The organism is Corynebacterium sp. KPL1818 (assembly GCF_000478135.1).
GTDB classification, from domain to species: Bacteria; Actinomycetota; Actinomycetes; order Mycobacteriales; family Mycobacteriaceae; genus Corynebacterium; species Corynebacterium accolens.
The window spans coordinates 499867-513799 of the sequence record NZ_KI515759.1 but is presented as its reverse complement, the minus strand read 5'-3'; the positions used below and the strand labels follow the sequence as shown (position 1 = coordinate 513799).

General features: G+C 58.9%; 14 protein-coding genes. 4 read left to right on the top strand and 10 right to left on the bottom strand.

Translation table 11 applies throughout. The features are described 5' to 3' along the window. Positions 1-135: 135 nt before the first annotated feature. Positions 136-351 carry a DUF3046 domain-containing protein gene (locus HMPREF1261_RS12500; RefSeq protein WP_023017347.1) on the bottom strand — a complete coding sequence of 72 codons (216 nt, stop codon included), beginning with the start codon at positions 349-351 and terminating at the stop codon, positions 136-138. A 130-nt stretch (positions 352-481) separates the two neighbouring features. Here HMPREF1261_RS12500 and HMPREF1261_RS08140 point away from each other — a divergent pair, with 130 nt between their 5' ends. From HMPREF1261_RS08140 to HMPREF1261_RS08130, 3 genes are read left to right on the top strand one after another with little or no spacing between them, the layout of a single operon-like run. Beyond that, complete coding sequence (locus HMPREF1261_RS08140) at positions 482-1045, top strand: biotin transporter BioY (RefSeq protein ID WP_023030597.1); 564 nt, start codon at positions 482-484, stop codon at positions 1043-1045. Further along, entirely contained in the window at positions 1045-1737 is a 693-nt protein-coding gene (locus HMPREF1261_RS08135; RefSeq protein WP_023030596.1) for an energy-coupling factor ABC transporter ATP-binding protein, read from the top strand. Before HMPREF1261_RS08140 ends, HMPREF1261_RS08135 begins: the two co-directional genes overlap by 1 nt. Positions 1738-1750: 13 nt before the next feature. Next, positions 1751-2374 carry an energy-coupling factor transporter transmembrane protein EcfT gene (locus tag HMPREF1261_RS08130; protein ID WP_023030595.1) on the top strand — a complete coding sequence of 208 codons (624 nt, stop codon included), beginning with the start codon at positions 1751-1753 and terminating at the stop codon, positions 2372-2374. A gap of 125 nt (positions 2375-2499) precedes the next feature. On the opposite strand, the gene HMPREF1261_RS08125 is transcribed toward HMPREF1261_RS08130, so the two are convergent. From HMPREF1261_RS08125 to pgsA, 4 genes are all read right to left on the bottom strand, one after another. Continuing rightward, positions 2500-3357, bottom strand: coding sequence for a PspA/IM30 family protein (locus tag HMPREF1261_RS08125; RefSeq protein ID WP_023017343.1), 858 nt, complete (start codon positions 3355-3357; stop codon positions 2500-2502). Between the two features lie 133 nt (positions 3358-3490). Next, positions 3491-3868 (bottom strand): helix-turn-helix domain-containing protein, encoded by a 378-nt coding sequence (locus HMPREF1261_RS08120; RefSeq protein WP_005278839.1) that lies wholly within the window; start codon positions 3866-3868, stop codon positions 3491-3493. 8 nt (positions 3869-3876) lie between these two features. After that, complete coding sequence (locus tag HMPREF1261_RS08115; RefSeq protein ID WP_023030594.1) at positions 3877-4392, bottom strand: nicotinamide-nucleotide amidohydrolase family protein; 516 nt, start codon at positions 4390-4392, stop codon at positions 3877-3879. 5 nt (positions 4393-4397) lie between these two features. Next, positions 4398-4982: a CDP-diacylglycerol--glycerol-3-phosphate 3-phosphatidyltransferase gene (gene pgsA / locus HMPREF1261_RS08110; protein ID WP_023030593.1), complete on the bottom strand. Its 585-nt coding sequence runs from the start codon at positions 4980-4982 to the stop codon at positions 4398-4400. 59 nt (positions 4983-5041) lie between these two features. On the opposite strand from pgsA, the gene HMPREF1261_RS08105 reads away from it, so the two are divergent. After that, complete coding sequence (locus tag HMPREF1261_RS08105) at positions 5042-5332, top strand: YciI family protein (RefSeq protein ID WP_023030592.1); 291 nt, start codon at positions 5042-5044, stop codon at positions 5330-5332. Positions 5333-5341: 9 nt separating this feature from the next. Here HMPREF1261_RS08105 and HMPREF1261_RS08100 read toward each other — a convergent pair whose 3' ends face one another. From HMPREF1261_RS08100 to dapA, 5 genes are all read right to left on the bottom strand, one after another. After that, on the bottom strand, positions 5342-6463 hold the full coding sequence (locus HMPREF1261_RS08100) for a TerC family protein (RefSeq protein WP_023030591.1): 1122 nt from the start codon (positions 6461-6463) through the stop codon (positions 5342-5344). 169 nt (positions 6464-6632) lie between these two features. Further along, a complete protein-coding gene (locus tag HMPREF1261_RS08095; protein ID WP_023030590.1) occupies positions 6633-10001 on the bottom strand; it encodes a DNA translocase FtsK in 3369 nt (1122 codons plus the stop codon). A 131-nt stretch (positions 10002-10132) separates the two neighbouring features. Further along, a complete protein-coding gene (locus tag HMPREF1261_RS08090; protein ID WP_005278818.1) occupies positions 10133-10771 on the bottom strand; it encodes a TIGR03085 family metal-binding protein in 639 nt (212 codons plus the stop codon). A gap of 65 nt (positions 10772-10836) precedes the next feature. Further along, positions 10837-12993 carry a ribonuclease J gene (locus HMPREF1261_RS08085; protein WP_023030588.1) on the bottom strand — a complete coding sequence of 719 codons (2157 nt, stop codon included), beginning with the start codon at positions 12991-12993 and terminating at the stop codon, positions 10837-10839. Between the two features lie 2 nt (positions 12994-12995). Then, on the bottom strand, positions 12996-13904 hold the full coding sequence (gene dapA / locus HMPREF1261_RS08080; RefSeq protein ID WP_034654087.1) for a 4-hydroxy-tetrahydrodipicolinate synthase: 909 nt from the start codon (positions 13902-13904) through the stop codon (positions 12996-12998). Positions 13905-13933: the final 29 nt, after the last annotated feature.

Sequence of the window (13933 nt, the reverse complement as noted above, 5' to 3'; positions counted from 1 at the left end):
AGACTGCTGCAAAACCCTAAATGGTTCCGCCCTCAACGCAATCCCACTGTAGTCGCCCACACCGACACCCCAACTAGAGTACATACATCTGTTCGAATATCGAAAATGGACACGCCTTTTCAGGCTCTCTTGGGCCTATAAGGATGGGTAATCTACGCCGAGACGTCGTTCTTGAGGGACATCAAAGTCATTGCACAGCCCTATCCAGACACGACGGGGATCGACGCCACGTTCGATAAGCTCATCCGGCGTTCCATTGAGCTCTGATAAAACATGCGAATGGCTAATCCACGCCCCTTTTGATTCGCCAAATTCATCCACAACCAATTGGTGGTACTCCGTCAATCGCATGCGCGCAATCCTACCCACCACCATGGAAATATTTCCAAAACTTTTACCAGGACCCCAGAATTAGCTTTCTTGAACGACGTTCAAATTGGTGTGTATACAGAGTTTTTCTCCAAGGTGCTAATCTTTTCCCATGCAGAAGAACTCCGTGGCAACCACCATTGCCTATGTAGCGGTATTTACCGCCCTCGTTATCGTTTTAGCCTTCGTTTCTATCCCCGTAGGCACCGCCGGCGTGCCCATCGTCTTGCAAAACGCCGCGCTCATTTTGTCCGGCCTCATCTTGGGCGGAAAACGCGGCGGCTACGTTGGCTTGCTATTCCTCTTTATCGGTTTGGCATTGCCCGTTTTGGCAGGCGGTGGCACCACGCTCCGCGCGCTTGCCGGCCCCACCGTGGGATACATCATCGGTTACGTACTCTCCCCCATCGCCGCCGGCGCCATCGCTTATCGCGCCCCGCGCGGAAAGGGCGGCATGACCGTGGTTTTCGCTATCGCAGCCATCGTAGGCCTTCTGGTGCAATACACCTGTGGCGCGATCGGCTTGATGCTTCGCTCCGGACTAGACGTCGGCCCGGCCATCGCGGCGCAAGGCCCGTTCGTCCTCGTTGACACCGCAAAGCTCATCGTGGCCGTTATCATCGCCGTTGGTGTTCACTCCGCATTCCCCGACCTGATGGGTAGGAAGGCCTCCTAGTGCCCACCATCGACTTTTCCTCGGTCACGGTATCCTTCGATGAGACGGTCGTCCTCGATGACATCAACCTCATTTTGAGCGAGCAGCGGATCGGCGTCATCGGTCAAAATGGCGGCGGAAAGTCCACGCTGACTCGGCTTATCAATGGCCTGGGTGAGCCCACCGCGGGTACCGTCACCGTTGACGGCATAAATCCCAGCGAGCAGGGCAAGAAGGTGCGCGAAAAGGTGGGGTTCGTCTTTTCTGATGCCGAAAATCAGATCGTCATGCCCAATGTGCGAGATGACATCGCTTTTTCCCTGCGCCGCTTCAAGCTGCCTAAGGACGAGCGTACTGCGCGAGTCGATGCCGCCCTGGAACGGTTCGGGCTCTTAGAATTTGCCGAGCGCTCCCCGCACACTCTTTCTGGTGGACAAAAGCAATTGCTCGCCTTAGCCGCAGTGCTGGTCATCGACCCGGTTCTCATCATCGCCGATGAACCAACGACGCTGCTTGATCTCCGCAATCGCGACCGCATCAAGCGCGAGTTCGCGCAACTTGACCAGCAGCTCATCGTCGTTACTCACGATCTGGAATTCCTCACGGATTTCGACCGTGTCATCTGCATCGATGACCAGAAGGTTGCTGCCGATGGCGCTCCCCAGGAGGTCATCGATTTTTACAGAGATCTCATGGCGCAGCGGCCACTCTAGAAAGCCACCTCCAATGACCCGACGCAGAACCAATATTCCGCTATCCGTATATGTTCCGGGCACGACGGTAATCCACCGGATGAAGCCCAGCTGGAAGATACTCATTTTGCTGGTATTTATCCTGGTTACCAGCATCTTTTTCAACTCTTTGCCGTGGTCCGGCGGCGCGGTGATCGCTGCAGCATTGACGTATTTCATCGCCCGCATTCCCCCACGGATTGCCTGGAGCCAGCTCTGGCCGCCTTTGGTCATCCTCATCCCCCTTGCCGGTTTCCAATGGTGGGCGAAGGATTTTGACTACGCCGCCGTGATGTTCCTTAACATCTTGGCCGCCATGATTTTGGCCTTCTTATTAACGCTTACCTCGACGGTCGACGCGATCATGGAATCCCTGGAAGAATCCCTCCAGCCGCTGAATCGTTTCGGCGTCCCAGTAGAAAACATCAGCTTGGCGATGTCCCTGACAATCCGCCTCATCCCCCTCATGTTCGAAACGGTCTACGAGGTTCTCGATGCCCGCAAGGCGCGCGGCGCTGGCTTTTCCCCCTCGGCCTTTGTCACGCCCGTCATCATTCGCTCCATTCGGCGCGCTCGAGCCATCGGCGAAGCCCTCCAGGCCCGCGGCGTCGGTGACTAAGGAAACCTAGGCACATGCCCAACTAGCACCAAAATGCCTCCGCCTTCCCCCACCGCTCGAAACGGGAAAGGAAAGATCGGAGGCTAGTGTGCAGTTTGCGCTATGGCAAGCCCGGGATGACGAAGTTACTCTCCGCGCAGCTCGCGCAGGCGAGCCTGGACGGCGTCATCATTCGCGGTCGGCTGCGCTGCCTGATCCGCAGCGGAACCAGAGGCCTTATTGCCCTCGATGGCCTGAGTGCGGTTAGCTTCTACGGACTTCGTGGAGTTCATCTCGCTACGGATCTGCTCCAAGCGGGAGTGGCCGGCCATCTGGATACCCGCCTGCTGCACCTCGGCCATACGGTTTTCGACGGAATTTTCCGCCAGCTCCGCCTGCCCCAGAGCCTTAGAGTAACGGCGCTCAATCTTATCGCGCACGGCATCGAGCGAAGGCGTGTTGCCGCCGGCCGAGAGCTCGTTCATGGAGTTCAAAGACTCGGAAACCTTCTCCTGCATCTTTGCCTGCTCCAGCTGCGATAGCAGCTTCGAACGCTCATCAACCTTCTGGCGCAGGGCGGCATTATTGCGTTCTACGGCGCGCTTGGCCTGCTCAGCCTGTTGCAATGCCTGGTCATGGAGCTTCTTCGTGTCCTCCACAGACTCTTCTGCGGTCACCAGCTGAGCGGCAAAGGCCTCGGCGGCGTTCTCATACTCCACGGCCTTGCTCTCATCGCCGTTGGCGCGTGCCTTATCGGCAAGCTCGAGCGCTTGGCGGGTATTGCCCTGCAGCTTTTCGACCTCGGCGAGGCGTCGGTTAAGTTGCATCTCCAGCTGGCGTTGATTGCCAATAACCGCCGCGGCTTGCTGCGATAGCTCTTGATGCTGACGTTGGGCATCTTCGATGGCCTGCTCAATCTGGATTTTCGGATCGGCATTCTCTTCGATTTTATTATCGAACAGTGCCATGAGGTACTTCCAACCCTTAACAAATGGATTCGCCATTATGCTCTAGACCTTTCTAGGGAATGTGGTAATGCGTCGCGTTGTCGTGTTCATAGTAACCCAACGCCTAGGGCTCTGCCGCTACTAATCGCAGGTATCCACCGCGGCTATTCTTTTCAGAATCCCGCACGCGTTAAAGCTCAGAAGCAGCCGGCGCGGTATGCGCGAGCTCTTCATCCATCGACGGCAGCGCCATATAACCGGCAGCCTCGATCAAGACGTCAGACACAGACGCGTCGAGCGCATGGCACACGGAGGCCAATAGCTCAGAAGAAACTTCCTTGCGGCCTCGCTCGAGCTCCGACAAGTAGCCCGGTGACACGCGGGCAACGCTAGCCAATTCACGCAGGGTAACTGACTTATCCGCGCGGAATGCGCGCAGAGTCAAGCCCAATGCTTCACGCAATAGTGGCTCGGGGGCACGGGCAGGTTGTGGCGCCGATGGTGCCGCTGCCGCAGGTTCCGCGGCAGTCTGCGCCGAGTGGTCGAGGACTGCTGTAGAAATGTTCATCGTAAGTTTTAACGCTCCTTCGATGAAATTTGTTCCCCACTGGTAGGAAAATTTTTGAGGATCGCACCAAGTTGGGCGATCGTAGCTCCTACCGTGGCCTTTCTAATTTGGTTTCGTTCAGTGCCCAAGTCACGCAAGCAAAAAGACTGCGCTATGCGCCCGGCGGAATAGATTCCTAAAAATACCGTGCCGGGTTCTTTTCCTTCTTGTTTATCGGGCCCAGCGACGCCGGTAAGCCCTAAACCCCAATCCGCCCCGGTTTCCGCAGCAGCGGCGCGAGCCATATCAACTGCAGTTTCGCCAGAGACGACGCCTACGCGCTCGATCTCTGAGACTGGTTTGTCCAGAAAGTGAGATTTCACCTCGGTGGCATAGGTGATAAGGCCACCGCGCAAGACGGCAGACGCGCCTGGCACCGAAGCGATAGTAGCGCTGGCTAAGCCGGCAGTCAGCGATTCGCACAAGGCCACGGTCTCGTGGCGCTCTGTCAATAAGGCAACGAGGTCAGATTCTGTAAAGGTCATTGCGTTTAGCTATTTTGCTTTTGTCCATCGATGAGATACTGCACGCCGGTAATGACCGTTACCACGACAGCCATCCACATGATGAAGGAGGTAGGAATATCCATCCACGAGGGAAGCGGCCACAAGTATAAGCCCACGGCGAAGGACTGCAGGACAGTCTTTAGCTTGCCGCCTTTAGAGGCTGGGACGACTTTTCCGCGGCGCAGCAAGGCCATGCGCCAGATGGTGATGCCGAATTCCCGGATCAGAATAATGACGGTGACCCAGACCGAAAGCTGATCGACGATATTGAGGCAGACAAGCGCTGTGGTCATGAGCGCTTTATCAGCAATGGGGTCGGCAATCTTGCCAAAATCGGTAATCAACCCGCGGGCGCGGGCAATATCGCCATCGAGCTTATCCGTGAGCATTAAGGCGGCGAAGACGCCAAAAGACCACCACTGATGGCCGCCGATGACCAGCCATGCAAAGACCGGAATGAAAACGATACGCAGGCAGGTAAGGGCATTTGGCAGATTCCAATTAGAGACCTGCGGATTCACATCCGAGGACTGCGCTGACTGTGCTCCGGGTTGATTCACCCTATACATACTACCCGCTTGGGTTATGGTCTCGCGGCACACTCCCCCGAGAATTTATACTGTCCGGTATGAAATATTTTGCAGTCAATTATGAATACAACCCGGCCAACCCAGAGATAGCGAAGGTCCGCCCGGCCCACCGCGAGTTCACCGGGAAACTATTTGATGAGGGCACCATCGTGGCCTCGGGACCGTTCACGGATTCCCAAGGAGGCGCGCTCATCATTGTGCGCTTTAACGATGATGACACCGAGGTAGCCGATGTCATCCAGCTGATGAACGATGATCCCTTCTATCAAGAAGGCTGCCTCCAGGGCCGCAGCTTCCGCGAGTGGAATCCGGTTAAAGCCCGCTTCTAGGCTCTCCCCTTAGTTGGGTAGGTCTTCCTTGGACAGATCCTCGGCCCTGCCCAGGTAATCGCCGCGCGTATTGCGCACGATCTTATTTCCTTCCTCGTCCCAGTCGTAGTGGTTGTGGGATACAGCCACTACGCCTTGGGTTTTATCGCGCATGTTCTTGATAACCGATGCAAGAACCGTGATGACCAAGACTCCAACGATGACCACCAGCGAGCCGATCGTGGAGATTTCTGGCACGGATTCAATGTTGTCGCCGCCATTGATAAACGGCAGGTTATTCTCGTGCAACGCGTGGAAAAGCAGCTTGACGCCGATGAAGCCCAAGATGATGCCCAGGCCATAAGGCAGGTAGACGAGGCGGTCCAAGAGGCCATCGATAAGAAAGTACATTTGGCGCAGGCCCATCAGCGCGAATGCGTTGGTGGTAAAGACCAAAAACGCCTCTGAGGTAATGCCGTAGATTGCCGGGATGGAGTCGAAGGCAAACATGACATCGATAAGCCCAATGGATACCAGCGCGACGAATAGCGGCGTGAAGGCGAACTTGCCCTTCTTAGAGCCATCGTCCACGCGGTGGGTGAGCTTATCCCCGTGGTACTGCGGGGTAACATCTACCGCCTTGCGCACGAGCTTGATGATGGCCATATCGTTCGGGTTGGTCTCCGGCGCGTCCCGAATCTCATCGATGACCAACTTGATGGCGGTGTAGAGCAGGAAGATGGCAAAGAGGTAGAAGATATCGGACCACGCCGCGATAACCGCCGCGCCCAACAGGATGAATACGAGGCGTAAGACGAGGGCGATGATGATGCCGATAAGCAGCACCTTTTGCTGGTACTTGCGCGGGATTTTAAAGGATCCCATGATAAGCGCAAATACGAAGAGGTTATCCACGGAAAGCGCCTGCTCTGTGACATAACCGGTAAAGAACTGGATGCCGTGCTCGTGGCCCCACACGGCCCACACGACGCCGCCAAAAACTACGGCGACGCAAATATAGAAAAGGGTCCACAGGCCCGACTCTTTCAGGGTGGGCTCATGTGGACTGCGCACGTGAGAATAAAAGTCGAATATAAAAAAGGCTAAAATCACCGCACCGGTGACCAGCCACACCCACAATGGGACGTTCATCGCGAGATCCCTCCGGTCGAATTTACTTTAAGAAAGTGACCGGAGGTCTCCCCCGCCCAGCGGATATTCCTCGCTGGGCCGACACGACCGGGAGCGCACAGCTACCGTGTTGACGATCTATGCCGAATGTGGGGTACTCCCCTCCAAGACCGTGACCATCTTACACTACTTAGAAGGCCCCGGACGATGGGTTATAGGTCGCTTGCACCGTCCGCGTATCGGAATCGGGCGCATCGGGGGCATCGGAAAGAGCGGAATCTGCGGAATCACCGGCATCATCGTCTTCTTCCTGGTTCATCTCGTCCTGGATTTCCTTGGGGGCATCGGCAGGGTCGGCACCCTTAATCATCCACAGGATGGTGTCGAGTTCTTCGGGCTTGACCAGCACCTCGCGAGCCTTGGAGCCTTCCGATGGCCCGACGACGCCGCGCGATTCCATCAGGTCCATCAGGCGGCCGGCCTTGGCAAAGCCGATGCGTAGCTTGCGCTGCAGCATTGAGGTGGAACCCAGCTGGGCCGTCACCACAAGCTCGACGGCCTCGAGGAGGTCATCCATGTCCTTGCCAATGTCATCGTCGATCTCCTTCTTCGCCTCAGACTGCTTTTCCTCGGTCACGCCCTCGGTGTAGTTCGGGGCGGCCTGAGATTTAGCGGCCTCGACGACATCCATAACCTCGTCATCGGAGACGAATGCACCCTGCATGCGCACTGGGCGCTTGCCCTGCGGGATAAATAGACCATCGCCCATGCCGATGAGCTTTTCCGCACCGCCTTGGTCCAAGATGACACGGGAGTCGGTCAAGGACGAGGTGGCAAAGGCCAAGCGGGAAGGCACGTTGGTCTTGATGAGGCCGGTGACCACATCGACAGACGGGCGCTGAGTAGCAAGCACCAAGTGAATGCCGGCGGCGCGGGCCTTCTGGGTGATGCGGACGATGGAGTCCTCGATCTCCTTCGGGGCGGTCATCATCAAGTCCGCCAGCTCGTCGACGACGCAGACGATATAAGGGTACGGCCGAACCTCGCGCTCGGAACCTGCCGGGGCCTGGTACTCGCCGGAGACAACCTTGCGGTTATAGTCCTCGATCTTGCGCACGCGCGCGGCCTTCATATCCATGTACCGCTGCTCCATCTCTTCCACCAGCCACTGGAGGGCCGCGGCGGCCTTCTTCGGCTGGGTAATGATGGGCGTAATCAGGTGCGGAATGCCCTCATACGGCGTGAGCTCGACCATCTTTGGATCGACGAGGATCAGGCGTACCTGCTCCGGGGTGGCGCGGGTAAGCAGCGAGACCAGCATGGAGTTCACGAATGCAGACTTACCGGAACCGGTAGCGCCGGCAACCAGCAGGTGCGGCATCTTCTGCACGGAAAAGGACGTGTATTCGCCCTCAATATCCTTGCCCAGCCCAATCAACATTGGGTCCGGGGACGACGTCATGCTGGGCGCGTCCAAGACCTCGCGCAGGTGGACCATTTCGCGGTCTGGGTTAGGAACCTCAATACCCACTGCGGACTTGCCCGGAATCGGCGTGAGCAAGCGCAGGTTATCGGTAGCCACGGCATAGGCCAGGTTGGATTGCAGGTTCGTAATCTTCGAAACCTTAACGCCTGGTCCAAGCTCAATCTCATAGCGGGTCACCGTGGGGCCACGGCTAAAGCCAGTCACCTGAGCATTGACATTGAACTCTTCGAAGACATCGGTAATGGCCTCAATGATGCGGTCATTGATCTCGGTGCGTTCCTTCGCAGGCGTGCCTGGGGTCAGCAGATCGGTAGAGGGCACCGCATAGTTGTCGTTGCCAAATTGCGCAGGCGCGGGCGCTTGGGGCTGTGTGGCAGGCTGTTCCGCCGCCGCGGTGGATTCCACCTGTGCGCCGGTGGCTGCATCGCGCCCAGAGCGCTCGCGGAATAAGCGCCGGGCTTCCTCGTGCGCCGAAGACACAGCATCGGAACCGGCCTTGGCGGCACCAGCGGCCGCGGCACCAGCGGCAGCTCCAGCAGCAGCGCCCTTGGCCTTGCCGGCTGCACCTGCGGCACCAGCCACACCAGAAGCAGCGGCAGCACCGGCGCCAGCAGGCCCAGCGACTCCAGCGGCCCCAGCACCAGCCGCTCGGCCAGCCCGCGACTTGCGGCCGGCGGAAGAACCACCGGTGGCAGAACCCAAGACGCGGGTGGGCTCGCTTTCTGGCAGGGCCGGTTGGGTGGAATCCGCGTCGTCAGCGTAGTCAGCATCGTCTACTGCCGGGAAGGCATCGGTATCCCCCATGCGGGAATCTGCACCATAGCTCAGCTCTTCGTCGCTGCGGTCTACGGGCTCATAACCCGCACGGACCGGGGTGTTGAAGGCGACGGTGTGGTCGTCTGCGGGGGCATCGTCAAGCGACTGCACCGGATAGGAGCTACCGGTCTTGCGCGGGGTGGACGTGCTGCGGCGCTTCGGGGCGGGGCGCTCGGAGCGCTCGCGGCCATGTGCAATATCGTCGATATCGCCAGACACGTGGCCGTAGAGATCGTCATCGTCGGCCTCGTCGTAGTCCGCCTCGCTGCCGCCAAAGCGGGAAAAGGCCGAGCGCAGCGAATCCGCCACGAGCTCGTAGGCCTCGCGGATGGTGATTCCCGTAACCAGCAGCGCGCCGTAAATGATGACGAGGAAGAGCAGGGGTACTGCAACATACGAGGTAAACGCGGCATCCAGAATCCCGCCGATTGCAAAGCCGACAACACCGCCGGCCCCGCCCGCGGTATCGGTGGTAAATCCGAGCGGCGGATTACCGGCAAAGATGTGGATGAGGCTCAGCATCGCCAGCACGATGATCGACGTGCCGCCCGCATTGCGCGGATTAATGCGCCCGGATGGACCATCCATTTCCATCATGAGCGAAATGGCCAGCGCGACGAGCGCAATGGGAAGCACCCACGCGCCGGCGCCGATGACGTAGCGCACCAGGTTGCCCACCCAGGCGCCCACCTGGCCGGCGACGCCAAACCATACGGTGGCGGCGAGGACGATGGCTACGCCAATGAGCACTAAGGCAACCGCATCCGGGTTATTGACGCGCAACCCGCCCTGCGGGGAAGCCGCCGCCTCATCGGAAGCCTGTGCCTCCTCTTCGGCTGCGATATCGCGCGCGCGAGTTACCTTACTTTTCTTCTTTTTCCCGGCGCTATCAGAAATTTCCTGTGGCTCCCTTGTTCTCTCGAAATCCGCCGTGCCGTCAGCAGTTACATCCTGGCTCGGCTTCAGGCCTGCAAGGCCATTGCCTAGGCCGCGGGCAACATTGCCCATTCCGCGCGCGGTGGCACCAAATGCAGAGCCAAGCCCCTTGCCGACGGCCCGAAATGCGCTCCCCGTACGCTCTTGCGTCGTTCCTGCCGCGCGCCCAGACGAGGTCATCTCCAGCGTCTCTGGCACACCGGCGCTGGACTGGCTGCGGCCAGACGGCCGCGACCGGTTCGCTTTCCGGCCAGGCGCGCTTTTTGATGCTCGCGTCTGGTTCCGGCGCGATCCGCGAGAGGAGGCATTTTTGACAGACATGTCATTTACCTTAACCGGAAAACCCCACAAATCACATACGCCACACGCGTGGCAGAGCTAGTTAACCGAGAAATGTCCCGAGTTCGGGCCAAAAAGGTGCAGCACGGGCCACAAAAGCGGCTTTTTCTAGCCTACAGGGTTGACATCTTGATGGCTGACTCGTCGCCATTGATGGTGACCTGCACGACATCGCGCCCGTACGCCCACAGCAGGAGTTCTCCAACCTCCCCGCTTACGCGGACCACGCGATCGCCGCGATCGGCTACCCCGTGCTTATCCGCCACGACGATGCGCTGCATCCCGTCCGGCTGCAGGATCACCGGCTGGGTGGATTTACGCAGGCTCAATTTGGCCCAGATCTTCAAAAAACGGTGCAGCTTCTTCTGCACGGCCACAGAAAAATCGCGGGGTTCGGTCTGGCCATTGGCGCGGCGGATATCCTCGTGGTGGATGAAATGTTCGCCCAAATTTTGCTGGGCATCGAGAAAACGTGCGGGGTTGAACTTTGCCGGTCCCCTCCCCCAGGCATCGACAAGCTCATCGAAATCGCGGCGGGCGACCTTAGCGGATTCCTTTTCTAGGTGGGGCTGCAGGACCGAAAGGAACATGCCCGCTGCGGCATCGGGACGGTTTTCGCGCACCCACAGGTGGGCAACTAAGTCGCGCGTGGTCCAGCCCTCACACAGCGTGGGGGCGTCTGGACCTAGCTGATGAAAAAGCGCGACCATCTTGGCGCGTTCGGAAGATGAAAACGACATGTGCCCCAGCATACCGAGGTCATCGAAATGCTGGGGCACAGAAACTATGCCGGAATTAAATCCTTTTGTAGGAGAACTTACAGGGACTCGCGGCTGGCGTCGACATCGGCGTCATCGGCAAGCAGCGTGCCTGAATTCGTCGGCACGATGGTGGGCAAAATAACCGGCTCGCGCTTGTACTTGGAATCCATGAGCTTGGAGACCTTGCGGCGCAGCTTTTGCACCATCCGGTAGGTGTCATTCTCGCCCTCTGCGGCGAGATCATTCATGGTGTTTTCCACCATCTCCGCGACCTCGGGCACAACACCACGGTCATCATCGGAGAAACCGGTGGTTGCCACGGTTGGGTGCTCGAGCAGGCGGGAAGTGCGGTTATCAATCACGCAGGTAATGGATACCACGCCGCCGGCGCCCAAGTTGGTGCGGTCTGCCAAGGTATCGGCATCGACATCGCCCATGGACACGCCATCGACGTAGAGGTGGCCAACCTGCAGCTGGCCGACGACCTCCGCGCGGCCCTTGCGCAGATCCACCACAACGCCGTTTTGCGCCAAGACCGTCCGGTCGCGGGCCACGCCGGTGGAAATCGCCAATTCCTTATTGGCACGCAGGTGGCGCCACTCGCCGTGGACCGGCATGGCATTGCGCGGGCGCGCCGCGTTGTACAGGAAGAGCAGCTCGCCGGAGTAGCCGTGGCCAGATGCGTGGACCTTGACGTCCTGATTGGTGATGACGTTGGCACCAATCTGGGACAGCATATTGATAACGCCGAAGACGGCCTCTTCGTTGCCCGGGATGAGCGAGGAAGAGAAGATGATGGTATCGCCATCGCGCACCGTAATCTGGCGGTGCTCGCGGCGGGCCATGCGGGACAGCGCAGCCATTGGCTCACCTTGCGTACCGGTGGTAATGAGCATGGTCTTGTGCGGGGCCATCTTCGCGGCCTCATCGATGGGGATGATGGTGCCGCGCGGGACCTTCAAAAAGCCCATCTTTTCCGCGATCTCCATATTGCGCATCATCGAGCGGCCATTGAAGGCCACCTTGCGGCCATTGGCCACGGCAGCATCGATGGCAGCCTGCACGCGGTAGACGTTCGAGGCAAAGGAGGCCAAGATGACGCGCTGCTTCGCATTAGCCACCAAGCGCTTGAAGTTGGCTGGGATATCGCCCTCGGAGGCGGATACGCCCGGCACGGTGGCGTTGGTGGAATCGCACAGCATGAGGTCAACGCCCTCGTCGCCGTAACGGGACAGCGCCGGAAGGTCGGTCGGACGGTTATCCAACGGGGTTTGGTCCAGCTTGATATCACCGGTGTGGATGATATTCCCGGCCGGGGTGCCCAGCATGATGCCGAGCGCATCCGGCACGGAGTGGTTAACCGCCCAGAAGCGAACGCGGAAGCAACCGTAGGTCACGTCGGACTTCTCATTGACCTCAACGAACTTCGGCTTCTGGCGGTGTTCCTTACACTTCGCTGCAATAAGCGCGATGGTGAAACGGGAGGCCACGATGGGGATATCCGGGCGCAGCTTCAGCAGCCACGGGATGGCACCGATGTGGTCTTCGTGGGCGTGGGTGACCACGAGGGCCTTGACCTTGTCGATCTTCTTTTCAATCGGCCCGAAGTCCGGCAGGATGAGGTCCACGCCAGGCTCGCCAGACGATGGGAAGAGCACGCCGCAGTCAATGATGAGCAGCTCATCGCCGTACTCAAAGACGGTCATGTTGCGGCCGATTTCGGAGATACCACCCAAGGCGTAGATGCGCAGGGTATCCTTCGCCTGCTTTGGCGGTTCCGGCAGGCGCTTGGTCAAATCAGCACCCTGCATGGACTTCGGCACGTTGCGGCGGCCGCGGTTATTGTTATTGCGGCCACGGCCCTTGCCGTTGCCGTTCTTTCCGTTGCCACCGTTGTTGTTCTTGTTATTGCCGCCGTGGTTATTGCCACCGTGGTTATTTCCCTGGCCATTGCCATTATTGCCGTTTCCGCCACGGCCACGGCCGCGGCCGCCACGGGAACGCGAGCGGCGGCCGTTGTTATCGCCGTCGTTCTTGTTATCGGCAGAGTTATTCTTGCCAGAGTTGCCCTGGTCCTCATTTCCGGCATTGCCGGCGTTATTGGCAGGGGCCTGAAATACGGGCGAAGCCGCCTCATTGGAGGCGGTCTCAGTTTCCGAAGGTGGACCCGCCTTGCGGGTGACCTTGCGGGAACGGTTACGGGGTTCAGTCATTCTTAAAGGACTCCAGATTGTTCCAAATCACGGCGAAGTACCTCGCGTTCCTCTTCGCTTGCGGCGGTAACAGGAAGGCGGGGATCGCCAACTTCAAAGCCCTGCAGGCGCAGAGCTTCCTTTGCAAATGTCGCTCCGCCCAACCGCGCCTGAGCGCGGGTCAGTGGAAGAAGCGTTGAGTAATTTATTTCTTGCGCGCGGGCCAAATCGCCCGCATCGAAAGCTTCATAGAGTTCTACCAAGGCACGCGGTGCGGCGTGACCGATAACGGAGATGAAACCCGAAGCGCCGAGGGATAGCCACGGCAGGTTAATCGGATCATCACCGGAGTACCACGCCAAGTCGGTTTCTTGGATGAGTTCTGCGGCCGCGGAAAGATCGCCCTTGGCGTCCTTCACGGCTTGGATAGTCGGCAATTCCGCAAGGCGGCGGAGCGTATCCGACGCCACTGGGATGCCCGAGCGGCCAGGGATGTCATAGACGCAAATCGGCAAATCCGTAGAATCAGCAACTGCGGCAAAATGCTCGTAGACGCCCTTTTGGGAGGGCTTGGAGTAATACGGAGTCACCACGAGCAAGCTATCGGCTCCTGCGGCGGCGGAAGCTTGGGCCACCTCAATAGAGGTGGCGGTGTTATTCGTTCCGGCGCCCGCACAGATCCGGACGCGGTCTCCTACTTCCTCTTTTACGGCCTTGAGCAGCTCCAACTTTTCGTCCAAGGACGTGGTAGGAGACTCGCCCGTCGTTCCACCCAAGATGAGTGAATCCACGCCGTTGTCTACGAGATGAGCTGCCAGGCGGCGACCCGCTTCTACATCCAGCGCACCGTCACGATCAAACGGAGTGACCATGGCGACGCCAATGCGACCGAAGGTGTCAACGCCAGTCTTTGCTGTCATACCTGTGCTCATAGCCGTCAAGGTTACCCGCTAGGGCACCT

Coding starts and splice junctions, on each gene's coding strand:
- HMPREF1261_RS12500 (WP_023017347.1), bottom strand. CDS start 351: ATGCGATTGACGGAGTACCACCAATTGGTTGTGGATGAATTTGGCGAA.
- HMPREF1261_RS08140 (WP_023030597.1), top strand. CDS start 482: ATGCAGAAGAACTCCGTGGCAACCACCATTGCCTATGTAGCGGTATTT.
- HMPREF1261_RS08130 (WP_023030595.1), top strand. CDS start 1,751: ATGACCCGACGCAGAACCAATATTCCGCTATCCGTATATGTTCCGGGC.
- HMPREF1261_RS08125 (WP_023017343.1), bottom strand. CDS start 3,357: ATGGCGAATCCATTTGTTAAGGGTTGGAAGTACCTCATGGCACTGTTC.
- HMPREF1261_RS08120 (WP_005278839.1), bottom strand. CDS start 3,868: ATGAACATTTCTACAGCAGTCCTCGACCACTCGGCGCAGACTGCCGCG.
- HMPREF1261_RS08115 (WP_023030594.1), bottom strand. CDS start 4,392: ATGACCTTTACAGAATCTGACCTCGTTGCCTTATTGACAGAGCGCCAC.
- pgsA (WP_023030593.1), bottom strand. CDS start 4,982: ATGTATAGGGTGAATCAACCCGGAGCACAGTCAGCGCAGTCCTCGGAT.
- HMPREF1261_RS08105 (WP_023030592.1), top strand. CDS start 5,042: ATGAAATATTTTGCAGTCAATTATGAATACAACCCGGCCAACCCAGAG.
- HMPREF1261_RS08100 (WP_023030591.1), bottom strand. CDS start 6,463: ATGAACGTCCCATTGTGGGTGTGGCTGGTCACCGGTGCGGTGATTTTA.
- HMPREF1261_RS08095 (WP_023030590.1), bottom strand. CDS start 10,001: ATGTCTGTCAAAAATGCCTCCTCTCGCGGATCGCGCCGGAACCAGACG.
- HMPREF1261_RS08090 (WP_005278818.1), bottom strand. CDS start 10,771: ATGCTGGGGCACATGTCGTTTTCATCTTCCGAACGCGCCAAGATGGTC.
- HMPREF1261_RS08085 (WP_023030588.1), bottom strand. CDS start 12,993: ATGACTGAACCCCGTAACCGTTCCCGCAAGGTCACCCGCAAGGCGGGT.
- dapA (WP_034654087.1), bottom strand. CDS start 13,904: ATGAGCACAGGTATGACAGCAAAGACTGGCGTTGACACCTTCGGTCGC.